The 15,760-nt window shown below is 36.6% G+C and carries 19 protein-coding genes, 1 other RNA gene and 1 other annotated feature; of the genes, 3 read left to right on the top strand and 17 right to left on the bottom strand.

Going from position 1 to position 15,760, the window contains the following annotated elements; genetic code table 11:
• Positions 1–8 precede the first annotated feature (8 nt).
• From ACOMA7_RS04575 to ACOMA7_RS04545, 7 genes are all read right to left on the bottom strand, one after another.
• Positions 9–257 carry a YaaL family protein gene (locus ACOMA7_RS04575; protein ID WP_034531914.1) on the bottom strand — a complete coding sequence of 83 codons (249 nt, stop codon included), beginning with the start codon at positions 255–257 and terminating at the stop codon, positions 9–11.
• Between the two features lie 12 nt (positions 258–269).
• Complete coding sequence (gene recR / locus ACOMA7_RS04570; protein WP_034531913.1) at positions 270–869, bottom strand: recombination mediator RecR; 600 nt, start codon at positions 867–869, stop codon at positions 270–272.
• A 21-nt stretch (positions 870–890) separates the two neighbouring features.
• Positions 891–1,208 (bottom strand): YbaB/EbfC family nucleoid-associated protein, encoded by a 318-nt coding sequence (locus ACOMA7_RS04565; RefSeq protein ID WP_034531912.1) that lies wholly within the window; start codon positions 1,206–1,208, stop codon positions 891–893.
• A gap of 15 nt (positions 1,209–1,223) precedes the next feature.
• Positions 1,224–3,035, bottom strand: coding sequence for a DNA polymerase III subunit gamma/tau (gene dnaX, locus ACOMA7_RS04560; protein WP_301945630.1), 1,812 nt, complete (start codon positions 3,033–3,035; stop codon positions 1,224–1,226).
• A 124-nt stretch (positions 3,036–3,159) separates the two neighbouring features.
• Positions 3,160–3,256: signal recognition particle sRNA small type (gene ffs, locus ACOMA7_RS04555), an RNA gene on the bottom strand.
• A gap of 27 nt (positions 3,257–3,283) precedes the next feature.
• Positions 3,284–3,781, bottom strand: coding sequence for a tRNA adenosine(34) deaminase TadA (tadA, locus tag ACOMA7_RS04550; protein WP_054607954.1), 498 nt, complete (start codon positions 3,779–3,781; stop codon positions 3,284–3,286).
• Positions 3,774–4,379: a class I SAM-dependent methyltransferase gene (locus ACOMA7_RS04545; protein WP_301945632.1), complete on the bottom strand. Its 606-nt coding sequence runs from the start codon at positions 4,377–4,379 to the stop codon at positions 3,774–3,776. Before ACOMA7_RS04545 ends, tadA begins: the two co-directional genes overlap by 8 nt.
• A 209-nt stretch (positions 4,380–4,588) precedes the next feature.
• Here ACOMA7_RS04545 and ACOMA7_RS04540 point away from each other — a divergent pair, with 209 nt between their 5' ends.
• From ACOMA7_RS04540 to nrdF, 3 genes are all read left to right on the top strand, one after another.
• Complete coding sequence (locus tag ACOMA7_RS04540; protein WP_034531908.1) at positions 4,589–4,816, top strand: redoxin NrdH; 228 nt, start codon at positions 4,589–4,591, stop codon at positions 4,814–4,816.
• 115 nt (positions 4,817–4,931) lie between these two features.
• Positions 4,932–7,097 (top strand): class 1b ribonucleoside-diphosphate reductase subunit alpha, encoded by a 2,166-nt coding sequence (gene nrdE / locus ACOMA7_RS04535; protein WP_054449742.1) that lies wholly within the window; start codon positions 4,932–4,934, stop codon positions 7,095–7,097.
• A 21-nt stretch (positions 7,098–7,118) separates the two neighbouring features.
• Entirely contained in the window at positions 7,119–8,093 is a 975-nt protein-coding gene (nrdF, locus tag ACOMA7_RS04530; RefSeq protein WP_041152513.1) for a class 1b ribonucleoside-diphosphate reductase subunit beta, read from the top strand.
• Positions 8,094–8,233: 140 nt separating this feature from the next.
• Here nrdF and mprF read toward each other — a convergent pair whose 3' ends face one another.
• From mprF to ACOMA7_RS04480, 10 genes are all read right to left on the bottom strand, one after another.
• Complete coding sequence (mprF, locus tag ACOMA7_RS04525; RefSeq protein WP_421392247.1) at positions 8,234–10,831, bottom strand: bifunctional lysylphosphatidylglycerol flippase/synthetase MprF; 2,598 nt, start codon at positions 10,829–10,831, stop codon at positions 8,234–8,236.
• A 126-nt stretch (positions 10,832–10,957) separates the two neighbouring features.
• The gene (gene rplL, locus ACOMA7_RS04520) at positions 10,958–11,320 is read right to left on the bottom strand and encodes a 50S ribosomal protein L7/L12 (RefSeq protein WP_034534701.1); all 363 of its coding nucleotides are present in this window, start codon (positions 11,318–11,320) and stop codon (positions 10,958–10,960) included.
• A 45-nt stretch (positions 11,321–11,365) separates the two neighbouring features.
• On the bottom strand, positions 11,366–11,872 hold the full coding sequence (gene rplJ, locus ACOMA7_RS04515; protein WP_034531904.1) for a 50S ribosomal protein L10: 507 nt from the start codon (positions 11,870–11,872) through the stop codon (positions 11,366–11,368).
• A 24-nt stretch (positions 11,873–11,896) separates the two neighbouring features.
• Positions 11,897–12,012: a sequence feature (ribosomal protein L10 leader region), on the bottom strand.
• A gap of 73 nt (positions 12,013–12,085) precedes the next feature.
• Entirely contained in the window at positions 12,086–12,778 is a 693-nt protein-coding gene (gene rplA / locus ACOMA7_RS04510; protein ID WP_034531903.1) for a 50S ribosomal protein L1, read from the bottom strand.
• A 102-nt stretch (positions 12,779–12,880) separates the two neighbouring features.
• Positions 12,881–13,306 carry a 50S ribosomal protein L11 gene (gene rplK / locus ACOMA7_RS04505; protein ID WP_034531902.1) on the bottom strand — a complete coding sequence of 142 codons (426 nt, stop codon included), beginning with the start codon at positions 13,304–13,306 and terminating at the stop codon, positions 12,881–12,883.
• A gap of 126 nt (positions 13,307–13,432) precedes the next feature.
• Positions 13,433–13,978 carry a transcription termination/antitermination protein NusG gene (gene nusG, locus ACOMA7_RS04500; RefSeq protein ID WP_034531901.1) on the bottom strand — a complete coding sequence of 182 codons (546 nt, stop codon included), beginning with the start codon at positions 13,976–13,978 and terminating at the stop codon, positions 13,433–13,435.
• A 110-nt stretch (positions 13,979–14,088) separates the two neighbouring features.
• Positions 14,089–14,262 (bottom strand): preprotein translocase subunit SecE, encoded by a 174-nt coding sequence (gene secE / locus ACOMA7_RS04495; protein ID WP_034531900.1) that lies wholly within the window; start codon positions 14,260–14,262, stop codon positions 14,089–14,091.
• A gap of 12 nt (positions 14,263–14,274) precedes the next feature.
• Complete coding sequence (gene rpmG, locus ACOMA7_RS04490; RefSeq protein ID WP_034531899.1) at positions 14,275–14,424, bottom strand: 50S ribosomal protein L33; 150 nt, start codon at positions 14,422–14,424, stop codon at positions 14,275–14,277.
• A 70-nt stretch (positions 14,425–14,494) separates the two neighbouring features.
• Positions 14,495–15,115, bottom strand: a complete 621-nt coding sequence (locus ACOMA7_RS04485) for an RNA polymerase sigma factor (protein ID WP_301945634.1) — start codon at positions 15,113–15,115, stop codon at positions 14,495–14,497.
• A 116-nt stretch (positions 15,116–15,231) separates the two neighbouring features.
• Complete coding sequence (locus ACOMA7_RS04480; protein ID WP_053791535.1) at positions 15,232–15,756, bottom strand: NYN domain-containing protein; 525 nt, start codon at positions 15,754–15,756, stop codon at positions 15,232–15,234.
• Positions 15,757–15,760: the final 4 nt, after the last annotated feature.

Below are 15,760 nucleotides of genomic sequence, written 5' to 3'. Positions count from 1 at the left end.
AGACACCTTTAGTAATCAATAACAGAAGATTGAATACGATTGTTGGAAACTTTTCTTTCTCTTGCTTCTCGATATAAAAATAAATATTTTTCACGAGCTAAACGAGTTTGGGCAACGATTTCCCCGTCAACTTCATAAATGGCTTCTTGGGTTTCAGTAGCTTGGTCCCATTGGTACTTAGCACGATCGATAGAATCCAATAGAAATTCATCATATTGTTTTCCTACGTTGTGTGAAAATCTTGAAAATCCTAACATCAGTATTCACTCCTACATTTCAGTTCGACCAGAAACGGCTCTAGAAAGCGTCATTTCATCAGCATATTCGATATCACTACCAACTGATAACCCATGCGCTAATCTAGTTACTTTAATTCCGGCTGGCTTAACTAAACGTGATAGATACATTGCAGTTGCTTCCCCTTCAGGAGTAGCGTTTGTGGCAATGATAATTTCTTTGATTGCTTCGTCGCTTTGCAAACGTTTAATTAGGCTTTTAATATTTAAATCTTCTGGTCCTTTTCCCTCGATTGGAGATAAGACACCATTTAATACATGATATAAACCATGATAATCTTTCATTTTTTCCATTACCATGATGTCTCTTGGTTGTTCGACAACCAAAACAGTCGATTGATCTCTCGTCTTGTCTCGACAGATAACACATGGATCTTCATCAGTTAAATTTCCGCAGATTGAACAATACATCAACTTGTCCTTGGTTTCCTTCAAAGCTGAAGAGAACTTGGCAACGTCGTCTTTGTTCATATCAACTACGAAATATGCCAGTCTAATCGCTGTCTTATGCCCAATCCCTGGTAGACGCATAAAACTGTCGATCAACTTAGCAATTGGTTCAGGATATTGCATAATTAACCTTCTTTATTTAAATTACATTCCTGGAATTCCCATTCCCTTAGTGTACTTACCCATTGAGTCTTGAGTAGTCTTTTCGATTTGTGCAAGTGCATCGTTTACGGCACTGATTACTAAATCTGAAGTCATATCTGGGTCTTCTGGATCCAATGCTTCTGGTTTAATCTTCATGTCCTTCATCTTGCGGTCACCTGAGAAAGTAACAACTACCATGTCTTCAGGGGCTTTTCCAACAAATTCAGTGTTGTTGATTTGTTCTTGTTCAGCACCCATTTGTTTTTGTAGTTGCTTAACTTGTTTCATCATCTTTCCCATGTTCATTCCGTTCATCATAACTATAACAGCTCCTTAATCATCTTTTACATCTATTATATCTTCACCAAAAAGTTGTGTTGCTTGTTTAACTATTTTGGGTTCATTGTCTTGTTTTTCATTATTATTATCATCGTTTTGGTCTGAATTTTCAACACTTGAATTTTCAGATTCTTCTCGAACATCTTTACCACTATTCTTTTGGGCAACGATGTAACCCTTTCTGATTTCTGGCCATTGTTCAGCCGGGATAAAGACAAAGTCTGGAACGTAACTTAAAATACGATCCAATCCATTACCTAAGGCATCTTGTAGTTCTTCGTCAGTACTTGCCTTTTGGAATAGGAATGGATATTCGAATGAAACAACCACACCGTCATGACTGGCAGCAACTGGCTTAGAAACATTCATCAATGCTCGCTTGGTTACGTCTAGTCCACTTAATAATTCATCCCAAATGTTTTGAATGTTGGTTAAATCTTGACGAGTGGCGTTGTCCAAAACTGGATAAATCTTGGTTAGGTTAACCCTAGCATTACTTGAACTACCTGATGGTTTCTTAGCAGCAGGTCTTCTGGCAGGTTCGCTAGCAGCATTCCCACCTTTATTGGCAGCAACACCATTCTTGGTTAGTTCTTCGACTTGTTTTTGTAAACTAGCTACTTGATCCTTCAATTGTTGAACCAATTGGTTATCAACATTTGAAGCACTGGCAGTTTGCACAGCTGGCTGTGGTTGTGCTGGTGCTTGGCTAGCAGCTTGTTGGTTGTCGGTTGATAGCTTAACGGTCAATACATCTAGATAAACGTCTGGATGCATTGTGTATCTCATTTGGTTTTGAATGTCGTTTAAGTCAACAATCATACGGTAAACTCTCTTCGCATCCACAATTGATGTGAGTTGTTTGAACTCTTCATCAATCACACCTAGTTCGGATTCTTCGACCATTTCAGGTGATTGTTGGTATAACAAGATGTCTTGGCAGTACTTAATTAAGTCTTCGACAAATCTTGCTGCATCTTTACCAGATTCTAGCATTTGTCTAACATCTGATAGCGCATCCTTAACATCGTGGTTCACAACATTGGTTAGGTATTTTGATAGTAGTGACTTAGTCACACTACCAGTTACTTGCAATGCATTTTCGTAAGTAACCTTATCAAAGCCAAATGACAATACTTGATCTAGGATACTTAGGGCATCACGCATCCCACCTTCTGCGGCTTTGGCGATTACCTTTAGCGCCTTGTCATCATAATCAATCTTTTTATCGTTTAAAATGAATTCCATTCTGCCTAAGATGTCATTTGCGGTGATACGTTTAAAATCAAAACGTTGAACACGTGAAATGATTGTAGCCGGAATCTTTTGTGGTTCGGTTGTGGCTAGAATGAAGATAACGTGTGCAGGTGGTTCTTCCAATGTCTTTAACAATGCATTGAAAGCCCCTGTTGATAACATATGAACTTCATCAATAATGTATACCTTGTAGGTTGCTTGAGTTGGCGCATACTTGGCCTTATCTCTAACATCCCTAATTTCTTCAACCCCATTGTTTGAGGCCGCATCAATTTCGATAACATCATTTAGTGTTCCATTTGTAATGCTTTCACAAATTTCACATTCGTTGCAGGGTTCCCCATCTTTTTGGTTTGGACAGTTAATTGCCTTTGCCAAAATTTTCGCAGCGGAAGTTTTTCCAGTTCCCCTAGGACCTGCAAATAAATAAGCATGACTCAATTGATTGGTGACAATCGCATTTTTCAATGTGGTGGTAATAACATCTTGACCAATCACATCGTCAAAACGTTGCGGTCTCCATACACGGTATAAAGCTTGGTAACTCATGGAAAACTTCCTTTCAAAAAACTAGTTACTTACATTATATATTCTATTCAATAATTATTCCATTATCGTTTTTACATCGTAGATAAAAAAATCTCCTAGCCAGCATTTGACTAGGAGTTTATTTGTATAAAAAACAAGAAGCACAAGCGTAGAATACTTAGTGCTGCTTCCTCTCGGATCTGACACGGTTCGTAAACACAACTTTGCTTCAAGGCCTTGCGGCAATAATTATATTAACTTATTCAGGATTATTTTTCAAGCTTATTTCTTTTTTTCTTAGCTTCTTTGCTTCTTTTGCGTGCTGCTTTGAAAAAAGACTTCATTAAATGCTTAGCATCATCAGCCAGTAATCCACCAGATACATTAACCTGATGATTCAATCGACTATCCTCTAACACATGATATAGACTTTCGGCGGCACCCGCCTTAATATCGTTAGCTCCATAGTAGACATTCTTGATTCTGGAATTGATGATTGCTCCTGCACACATTAAACATGGTTCAATCGTTACATATAAATCACAATCTTCCAATCGCCAACTATGCAAAAGACGACATGCTTCATCAATGGCCACTACTTCGGCATGATCCAAAGCATTGTTGCTTAACTCACGGAGGTTATGACCCCTACCGATAATCTCACCATCTTTAACAACGATTGCCCCAATCGGTACCTCGTTTATCATGTATGCTTTTTTCGCTTCGAATAAAGCTTCTTTCATATAGTATTCGTTTGTCTTATCCATTAAATACACTTTCCAATATATAGTAACCTTTGTTCTTCTTGATAATTTCACAATTACCAAATAATGATTGCATTAACTTCTTAGCAGATGGTGCCCCTTGTTTCTTTTGTAATACCACAGTTAGTGTTCCCTTTGATAATAAATGATCAACTGCACCAGAAATCATTCCATCAACAACATCCTTCCCTGCTCTTACAGGTGGGTTGGTAATAATTGCGGCAAACTTATCGGTAACATTTTCATAAACGTCAGAATTATGAATTTTAACATTTGAAACGTGATTTTGTTCAGCATTCTTCACGGCTAGTTCTAATGCTAGGTTATTAACGTCTACCATTTCAAACGTTCTGTCAGGATGATGCTTGGCTAAAGCAATTGCCATTGGGCCATATCCACATCCTAAATCTAGGACATTTCCGTCTGGAATTTTATCAAAATTAACACTTTCAACTAAAGTTTTTGAACCAAAATCAACAGTTCTTTTTGAGAAAACCCCGTTATCAGTGGTAAAGGTCAATGTGTTGTTTAATAAATCAAAATTCCATGTATGAAGTTCGTGTACAACATGTGGATTAGGTGTATAATAAAATTCGTTCATTTCAAATCAGATCCTCGTAAAAAATTTTTTAAATTCGCTAAGACACTGTATCTAGTAGATTAGGAACGTTTCGACCACTAAATATGGTGTTTTTTATTTGATTTTTTTCTGTTCTGGTGTAAACTTTTATATATAAATTAAAGGGAAATATCTTACATATTTCGATTGAAATGTAATACATATTTCGTCAAAAGAAAGGGAGCAATACCATGGCACAAGTAACTGTATACTCAAAGAATAATTGCATGCAATGCAAAATGACTAAGCGCTTTTTAAGCGAACACGATATTGATTTTATTGAAAGAAACATTAACGAAGAACCCGAATATGTTTCATACTTAAAATCAAAAGGATTCATGTCACTACCAGTTGTGGAAGCAGATGGTATTGACTCAATTTCCGGATTTAGACCAGATCAATTAAGCCAACTAGCTTAATTTCAAATTACGTATTATTCATTATAATATAAAATGTTGTTTTTGGCGAAACCGCTAATGGTCTCGCCTTGTTTTTTCTCAAGTTTAATTTTACTTATGAAAGAGTGGTTTAAGCATGTCGTTGAAAGATTTGAAGGACGTAACCTATTACGACCTAAATAATGAAATTAACATCCCTAAGGATGATAAGATTCAATTAAATAAAGATAAAGAAGCGCTTGAAGCCTTCATCAAAGAAAATGTTGAACCTAACCTTAAAAAGTTTGGTTCTCTAAAAGAAAAATTCGATTTTCTAATCGATAACGATTACCTTGAAGAAGAATTCATCAACAAATATGACTTTTCATTTATTGAAAAAATCTACGACTACTTGGAAAGTCAAAACTTTAAGTTCAAATCTTTTATGGCCGCATACAAATTCTATGCTCAATACGCCCTAAAGACTGATGATGGTAACTACTACCTAGAACAATTCATCGATCGTGTTGCTATCAACGCACTATACTTCGCTGATGGTGATGAAGAACTTGCTATGAACTTAGCAGATGAAATTGTTCACCAAAGATACCAACCAGCCACCCCTTCTTTCCTAAATGCCGGAAGAAAACGTCGTGGTGAATTTGTATCATGTTTCTTAATTCAACCTACTGACGATATGAACACTATTGGTAGAACTATCAACTCTGCCTTACAACTATCACGTATTGGTGGTGGTGTTGGAATTAACCTTTCTAACCTACGTGCTGCAGGTGATCCAATCAAGCATATCGAAGGTGCTGCTTCTGGTGTTGTTCCAGTTATGAAACTTCTAGAAGACAGTTTTTCATACTCAAACCAACTAGGACAAAGACAAGGTGCCGGGGCCGTTTACCTAAACGTATTCCATCCAGACATCATCTCATTCCTATCAGCTAAGAAAGAAAACGCCGATGAAAAGATTCGTGTTAAAACTCTTTCACTTGCTGTTACTGTTCCTGACAAGTTCTATGAACTTGCTCAAAACGATGATGAAATGTACCTATTCAGTCCATACGATGTTGAAAGAATTTACGGCGTTCCATTCTCATACGTTGATATCACCAAAGAATACGACAACATGGTCGCAAACGATGAAATCAAGAAGACTAAGATTAACGCTCGTGAACTAGAAACTGAAATTAGTAAATTACAACAAGAATCAGGTTACCCTTACATCATTAACATTGATACTGTTAACAAGGAAAACCCTATTGACGGTAAGATTGTTATGAGTAACCTATGTTCAGAAATCATGCAAGTACAAGAACCTTCTACTGTTGATAACGAACAACACTATGAAAAACTTGGTACTGATGTATCATGTAACTTAGGTTCAACTAATATCGTTAACTTAATGGCAAGCCCTGACTTTGGTAAGTCAGTTGACGCAATGGTTCGTGCCTTAACTTTCGTTACTGATCATTCAGACATCAACGTTGTTCCATCAATCCAACGTGGTAACGCCCTATCACACAGTATTGGTCTTGGTGGAATGGGTCTTCACAGTTTCTTAGCTAAAAACCAAATCGAATACGGTTCTGACGAAGCAATCGAATTCACTGGTGTTTACTTTATGCTATTAAACTACTGGACTTTAGTTGCATCAAACAAGATTGCTGCTGAAAGAAACGAAACTTTCCACAACTTTGATAAGAGTAAATATGCTGATGGTTCATACTTTGATAGATACACTACCGAAGACTGGGGTCCAAAATCTGACCGCGTAAAAGAACTATTCGATGGCATTTTTGTTCCAAACCAAAGTGATTGGGAAGAACTAAAACAAGCTGTTATGAAGGATGGTTTATACCACCAAAACAGAATGGCTGTTGCACCAAACGGTTCAATCTCATACATTAATGATTCAACTGCTAGTTTGCACCCTATCATTAGTCGTATCGAAGAAAGATATGAATCAAAGACTGGTAAGATTTACTACCCAGCTCCATACCTATCAAACGAAACTCTTAAGTACTACAAGTCAGCTTATGACATTGACATGAGAAAAGTTATTGATACTTATGCTGCTGCTCAAAAGCATGTTGATCAAAGTATGAGTCTTACTCTATTCATGCGTTCAACAATTCCTGAAGGTCTATACGAATGGAAGAACGGTAGAACTGATAAAATGACTACTCGTGATTTAACTATCCTACGTAACTACGCTCACGCTAAAGGCATTAAGTCACTATACTATGTCAGAACTTACACTGATGATAACCAAGAAGTCGGTGTTAACGAATGTGAAAGTTGTTCAATCTAATTAGTTAGGAGAATTTATACAATGGATAATTACAAAGCTATCAACTGGAATGCTGTAAGCGACCAAATTGATAAAGCGACATGGGAAAAACTAACCGAGCAATTCTGGTTAGATACTAGAATCCCTTTATCTAACGATTTAGCTGATTGGAGAACGTTAGATGACGATCACAAATGGCTAGTTGGTCATGTCTTTGGTGGTCTAACTTTACTTGATACACTACAATCACAAGACGGTATGGCCGCACTTAGAAAAGATGTTGCCACTCAACACGAAACTGCTGTTTTAAACAACATTCAATTCATGGAATCTGTCCATGCTAAGAGTTACTCATCAATCTTTTCTACCTTAAATACTCCTGATGAAATCTCAGAAATTTTTGACTGGAGTGATTCAGAAGAATTCCTTCAAAACAAGGCTAAGAAGATTTATGACTTATATCATGATGATTCAAACCCATTGAAGAAAAAGATTTCGAGTGTATTCCTAGAAACCTTCTTATTCTACTCTGGTTTCTACACCCCACTATGGTACTTAGGTCACAACAAGTTACCTAACGTTGCTGAAATCATTAAGTTAATTCTTCGTGATGAATCTGTTCACGGAACTTACATTGGGTACAAGTTCCAACTTGGTTTCAACCAATTAGGTGGAAACGAACAACAAGACCTAAAAGATTGGATGTACAACTTCTTGTATGACTTATACGAAAACGAAGAAAAGTACACTCACATTCTATATGATCAAGTTGGTTGGACTGACGATGTATTGAAGTTCATCAGATACAATGCCAACAAGGCACTAATGAACTTAGGTCAAGATCCACTATTCCCTGATAACGCTGAAGACGTTGATCCAATCGTTATGAATGGTATCTCAACATCAACAGCTAACCATGACTTCTTCTCACAAGTCGGTAACGGTTACCGTCTAGGTGAAGTTGAAGCTATGAAGGATGACGATTACAAGATTTGGTATCCAAAAGATAACAAATAATCATAAATAAAAAGAGGACGAAGTTTAATTACTTCACCCTCTTTTTTTATTCCGTTAGACGCAAAAAAATACCCGATACAGAATTATTAATATCTATATCGGGTATTTTTATTTACTCAATTTAAGTTGGCTAAAAAGACCTATTTTTTGAATAATCTCTTCCAAATTGATTTCTTTTCACATGGTGTATCATCAACATGTTCATTTACCAATACAAGTAATTGAAGCATGGTGAATACTAGTGAATTTCCACGACGGTATGAGATGTACTTAGGTGTCCATTCACTAACGTATTTTTCCTTGTAAGATCTTAATCCTTGGAAACTGTAGAATGCAGTTCCGTACTTGTAGATTAAGTTAGAAATCTTTTCGTCAATGAAACTATATCTAGATTCACCAACGTTTGATAATGGAGCCATTCCAAGGTTGAAGTACTTGTAACCTTCATCCTTTACATAGTTGAACAAGTTAATGAAGATTCCATCCATTATTCCTGATGGTGCATCTTCGCTTGATCTCATCAAATCAATTGATGTCATTTCATGGTCACCAGTTGGCATGATGTTAGCAAAGGCAACAACCTTGTTGTCCTTATCCTTCATTACAGCAATTGGTGCTTGGTTTAGGTAGTAACTGTCAAAGTATCCTAATGAGAATCCCTTTTCTGGTTTACCCTTCAACCAGTTATCAGATACCTCTCTTAATTCATCAATGAATGATGTTGAGAAAGGAGGTTGAATAATTTCAAATTTGTATTCGTCACGGTCGAATTTATTCATCAAGGCTCTTTCACCACGATGCTTCTTACCGGCAATTGAGAATGTATCTAAGGCCACGTGACCTTCTTCCCCTGCCTTGGTAAAACTAAATCCTTTTTCGTGAAGTAACATTGTTAGTTCTTCACCGATTTCATAGAAAACAAGTGAGTAACCAATGTTGTCACTATCTTCGATGAACTTATCAATCGCGTTTTCAAGTTTATCCATGTTACCGATTGGTTCACCCATGATCATAATCTTGTTAGCACGACATTTGTACATGAAGAATAGTTGGTCTTTACCATCTTCTTGATAGAAGTAGATGCTCTTGTCGCGAACATAAGCTAAGTGACTTACTTCGTTTCCACCAAATTCATTAATAACGTTAGATACTCTATCGCCATCAAATGGTTGTTTTAACCAATCGACCTTTGAGTATGATAAGAAACGGAATGTTAGAACTAAGATTAGGAAGGCTAAAATCAATCCTAAAAGACCAGCAAACCATACTTGAGGTGATGGTAATAGGTATGAGTTAGTCCAGTGGAATACTGCAAACTTGAAGTTTGTTAGTAAACCAATGATTAGGTATACAACAAACGCACTAACGAATATTAGTAAATCAATTAACGCATGTCCCCATGAGTATGTGAACTTTTGTCTGTATAATACCTTGTAACTTAGCCATAGGCAGCCAAGTAGGATTACGGACATAACTACCATGTTGGTTGGGAAGTCTTCCTTCCAAAGTGTGTTCCATAAGGCGATTACTAAAATGACCGCTGTTGGCCAGAATGCCTTCTTCACCTTTGAACCAAATCCACGCGCAAAACCAATTAATAGGAATGCAACGATGACTGTACTTAGTTGATCCAAGAAGTAGAACGAATATGGTTCTAGTGAAATATAGAATCTATTAACTAATACTAGGTTAGGAATAACGGCTAGTAGTAGCATCATGATTCCTGAGAAGTACATAAAAATAGTAATAAACATGTGAGCTAATCTTTGTAGAATTAGCTTTGGAATACCGTCTAAAAAGTTGTTGAAACGTTGGAATACGTCTACTACTAGGAAGATAATTCCCAAGAATACTGGGAAAATGTAGTAGAACGCACGGTATAGGATTAACCAAACCGCTGCGTCACTTGGTCTAACACCAATGAACATCAATCCAACTAGCATGGTTCCTTCAAAACTTCCAAGTCCACCGGGAACTAATGAAGCGACCCCTACTACGTTTGCAACGACGAATACTGGAAATACGGCTAGTAGGTTAATTGGTTGATGCATGAATGCACCAATTGCCATGAATAATCCAGCACAACCTAACCATTCAAGACATGATCCAACGATTAATTGGATTTCTAGTTTAGCGGTTAAGTCTTTGAAATAATCAGAATCATTTAAGCGTGTGATGATAAACAAAATTGGGAAGTATAGTCCACCAAGAACTAGTACAATCCACCACCACCAGTCATGACTATTAGTTCCAAAACCGAAACTAAACATCATGATAATGGCTACCCAACAGTATGTGGATAGTCCGGCTAATAAGAAAATAACAATCTTAGAGATTGCATATAATATTTGTTTTTTAGTTGCGTTTTCACTGTAAAAACTAGAACGCATACTTGCACCTAACACACCACCGAAACCAGCAATGTTAGTAAGTGTATTGGTAATCCACCCTGTCTTTACAATATATGATTTTTTAAACTTACCCGGTAGAAAATCAACGATTGTAAAATCATATATTAACATCGGTGAAACTGCGATAAATCCCAAAATTATCATGATAACAATCGACACTGGTGATAGTCTTGAAAAACTTTCAGCCATTTGTCTTCCACTAATTTCCTTTGAAACAGAAAAGATAACGTGAACAACAACAGCTAAAACGAATACCACGAATAGGACTTTTACTAAAGTCATATGTCGATTGATCCAGTCTCCACATTTCTTAAATAAAGCTTTCAATTACGTTTCCTCCATAAATCTTATTACTACTATTATCTCAATTAATAATTGTTGGCACAAGGCTTTATATCAAAATATGTACAAAAAAAGAACGTGTGATAAATCACACGTTCCTTTAAAGGGAAATTACTTAAGAGTAACTTCTGCACCAACTTCTTCAAGTTTTGCCTTGATGTCGTTAGCTTCGTCTTCTTTAGCGTCTTCTTTAATTACTGAAGGAGCACCATCAACTAAGTCCTTTGAGTCCTTTAGACCTAGACCAGTGATTTCACGTACAACCTTGATTGCTTTAACCTTTTGGCTACCAGCAGAAGTTAGTTCTACAGTGAATGAGTCCTTAGCAGCACCATCAGCACCACCAGCAGCTGGAGCAACAGCTGCAGCAGCAGTAACGTCGAATTCTTCTTCAATTGCCTTAACTAAGTCGTTTAGGTCAGAGATTGAAGCTTCTTTAATTTGTTCAATAATGTTATCTTTATCAAAAGCCATTTTAATTTCCTCCAATTTGGATAGTTATAATTTTATATTATGAGCTTAGGCTGCGTCGCCATCGCCCTTTTCTGCAACTGCCTTAACAGCAATAGCAAACTTGCGAACAGGTGATTGTAACATGCTTGCAAGGATAGAGATTGATTCGTCGCGACTTGGTAATGAAGCGAATTCGTCAATTTCTTGTAGAGTAGCAATCTTGTTTTCAAGAATACCACCCTTGATTTCAACAGCGTCAGTGTTATCAGCAAAATGCTTTAATACCTTAGCTGGAGCAATAGGATCTTCATCAGAGAATGCTACGGCAGTAGGACCCTTGAATAAGTCACCTAATTCTTCGTAACCTGCTTCCTTAGATGCACGTACAGCAATGTTATTCTTGATAACACTGAATGAAACACCTGCATCACGTAATTGCTTACGTAGGTCAGTTACTTCAGCAACGTTTAAACCACGGTAGTTAACAACAATAGCAGTAGTAGCATTGTTGAATTGTTCTGTAACAGCTTCTACACGTTTAGCTTTAGCGTCGATTACTTCTTTCTTTGGCATTGTTTCACCTCCCAATATTTTTTGGGATTTAATAAAAAATCCCTATGCCACCTAGACATAGAGAAACCGTTTTAAGTGTCCTCGTTGGGATATTAAGGTACAAGTACCACCCAAGTCTTAGGTAGATATCAATTTTTATAACAAATAGTAGTTTACTATATATATAAACTTTGGTCAATAGGGATTTTCAAATTCCAAATTAATTACTTAACTTTAGAATGATTCTAGATCAACCTTTACACCAGGTCCAAAGGTTGTTGAAACTGATAGGTTACTGATGTAAGTACCACGAACTGAAGCTGGACGGTTCTTAACGATCAAGTCTTCAATAGCCTTGAAGTTACCAACTAGCTTGTCAGCATCGAATGATGACTTACCGATGATAACAGCAACGTTTCCGTCACGGTCAGTACGGTAAGTAACCTTACCTGATTTAGAATCAGATACGGCCTTCTTAACATCCATAGTAACTGTACCAGTCTTAGGGTTTGGCATTAAGTTCTTTGGTCCAAGAACACGACCTAGACGACCAACTTGAGCCATCATGTCTGGTGTTGCGATAGCAACATCAAAGTCTAACCAACCGTTTTGGATTTTTTCAGCTAGGTCTGCTTCACCAACAAAGTCAGCGCCGGCTTCTTCAGCTTCCTTAGCCTTGTCACCCTTAGCAAATACAACAACTTTTTGGTCTTTACCTGTACCGTTTGGTAAGACAACAGCACCACGTAATTGTTGATCAGCTTGTTTAGTGTCAACATTTAAGTTAAATACAACTTCAACAGTTGAATCGAACTTAGCAAAATCAATTTTCTTTACAAGATCAACAGCTTCTTCAACTGAGTAAGCCTTGTTACGGTCTACTTGTTTTAAAGCATCTTGATACTTTTTACCTCTTTTTTGAGCCATCTGTGTTTTCCTCCTTGCAATTGTGGTTGTAACGGATAAACCTCCCACATAACACCTAAATAATAGGTGTTATGGTACTACAGTATAGAAATAATTGTTGAATTAACCTTCAACAGTGAATCCCATACTACGTGCAGTACCTTCGATCATACGCATTGCGGCTTCAACATCAGCTGCGTTTAGATCTTTCATCTTAGTTTCGGCGATTTCCTTAACTTGGTCCTTAGTTACACTAGCAACCTTGTTAGTGTTTGGTTCACCGGAACCATGTTCAACACCAGCAGCCTTCTTCAATAGAATTGAAGCAGGTGGTGTCTTAGTAATGAAATCGAATGAACGATCTTCATATACAGAAATCACAACTGGAATCAAGTATCCTGCTTGATCAGCAGTACGAGCGTTGAATTCCTTAGTGAATCCCATAATGTTAATACCAGCTTGACCCAATGCAGGTCCAACTGGAGGAGCAGGTGTTGCTTTACCCGCAGGAATTTGCAATTTAACTACGTTAGCTACTTTTTTAGCCACGAGACATACCTCCTTAAGTCCGTGTGTGGTAAAAATTGGAGATGAGATTTCTCCTCCCACTTAAGTATGCGTAAACATACAACAAATAATATATCACGTTTAAATATTTTTAACAACCCAAATTTTCTATCTAATTGGTTGTACTTGGTTAAAGTTTAATTCAGCAGTAGTTGCACGACCGAACATATCAATATTAACCTTCAACTTACCTTTTTCGTCATCTTTTTCGATAACCTTACCTGAAAGATCAGCAAAGGCACCGTCAATAATAGTAATTGTGTCTCCCACTTCAGCATCCAATTCTTGCTTTTCTTGAGAAACGCCAAGACGACTTAGAACTAGTTCTACTTCATCTGGTAGCAATGGAGTTGGCTTACTTCCTTGACCATGTGATCCGATAAATCCAGTAACACCTGGTGTATTTCTAACGATGTACCATGCTTCGTCAGTCATAACCATTTCTACTAGAACATAACCAGGGAAAGTCTTTTCCATCTTAGCCTTGTCTACACCATCTTTAACTTCGTGTTCTTCTGTTTCTGGAACAACTACTCTAAAGATAAAGTTTGACATACCCATTGATTCTTTACGTGAATCAAGGTTAGCCTTAACTTTGTTTTCGTATCCTGAGTAAGTATGAATAACATACCATTGCTTTTCTGCTGATTCCATTAAAATTAGCTCCCTCTATGATTTTTTTGCAAAATAAAAAAACTCCGCACTCACGAAGTTTCAAACTACCTATTATAATATCACTATTTACTATAATTTAAAACAGTAAATTATAGGTATAGTAATCCTGATTGAATTGCCCAGTCAACAATTGCAAAGAAGATTGCAAAGATAATTGACATTGATACTACGATGGTAGTGTCAATTCTAGTTTGGTGACCATTAGGCCAAACAACTAGTTTCATTTCAGTACCAACACTTTTAAAGAACTTAAATAATTTCATAGTTTTCCTCCACTAACGTGTTTCTTTATGCATCGTAGCCTTGCCACAATGTTTACAGTATTTTTTTACTTCTAATCGATCTTCATGGTTATTACCAACCGAGGTTGTGTAATTACGGGATCCGCAGACTTCACATTGTAAAGCAACTTTATTCTGTGACATCGTATACATCCCCCTTTTGAATAAATTCATAATAGCATTTATATTTTTGATAGTCAATTTATGCTGATGGCTAGTCATAGACCTTTTTTACAATCTTCTTTAACTTGTTTTTGACCCTAGCAATACAATTATCAACTATATTAGTAGCGTTCTCTGGATGCCTTGCTAAAGCCAGCTTTAATTTATCGATTGAAAAATTATTTTCATTAATCAAATCTTCTAAATAGCAAAAGGCGATTTCCGATTCCAGAGGTGATAGTCTAGCAATCAACTCTTCGTAACAAATCTTGATATTCATTGACTGATCTGGTGTTAAAAAGATTCTATCCTTCAAGCTGTTTTGAAAGTATAACTCGTTAGCATTATATGAAACCATTTTATCAACCGGCATCCGCTTCTTAGCTTTTCTTTTTCTTAAGATGTCATATAAATGATTCTTTAAACTAATTTGGTATAACGTCCCAAACGTCGCTTTATGGTTTATATCATAATTACGAATATTTTTTACCATTACCAGCATTGATTCTTGATACCAGTCATCGATGTCCATATCGTGCAAGTAATAATTACGCCACACTTTATTAACCAACGGCTTGTATTTATCAAACAGCTTTTGCAATGACTCTTCATTGCCGGTTTCTTTAAAATCAAGAATTAATTCTATATCAATATTATTTTGGTCAAAGCTCATTACCTATTCACCTCTGATTATAATTACATAAAATAATTTATATAGTTACATAATCATAAACAAGCGAATATTTGTTCATTTATATTTCAACAAATCGGTATAAATATATATATCTTTTAATCATTTGTTAAATTATCTCTTAGCTTTTCAAGTCTCAACAACTGATCATTAGACCAAGGAGTTCGACGACCAGTTAACTGATTGGTATAACTACGAACTTGCGTCTTAATCTCACGTTTTGAACGTTCAACATCACGAAGCAATTCTCGTGCTGATATTCTCAAGGCCCCTGCTGAAAAAACAGTCCATTGTTCAGCTTGATCAGATGTTACTACGACGACCTGAACAAATCTAGATTGCTTTTGTCTAGCATATGCTTCGATATAACTATCAGCTGTTTCATCTTTGTTAGTCCAAACAATGTCTAAGTTATGCTTCTTATCTTTCTTTGATAAACCAGGAACATACATCGCATCGAAGATAATCTTCATATCTAAGTCACGGTATTTTTTATATTCGGAAATGATATTAATCAATTCATCCCTGGCATCTGCCAAACGATTATCCAGCTTTAACTTATTCAATTCAGGCCAATTTCCGATGACGTTATATCCATCGATTAATAATAGTTGTTTTTTCATTGGC

This window comes from Apilactobacillus intestinapis, assembly GCF_049166695.1.
Classification (GTDB): domain Bacteria; phylum Bacillota; class Bacilli; order Lactobacillales; family Lactobacillaceae; genus Apilactobacillus; species Apilactobacillus kunkeei_C.
This window is presented reverse-complemented; position numbering and strand designations above follow the sequence as displayed.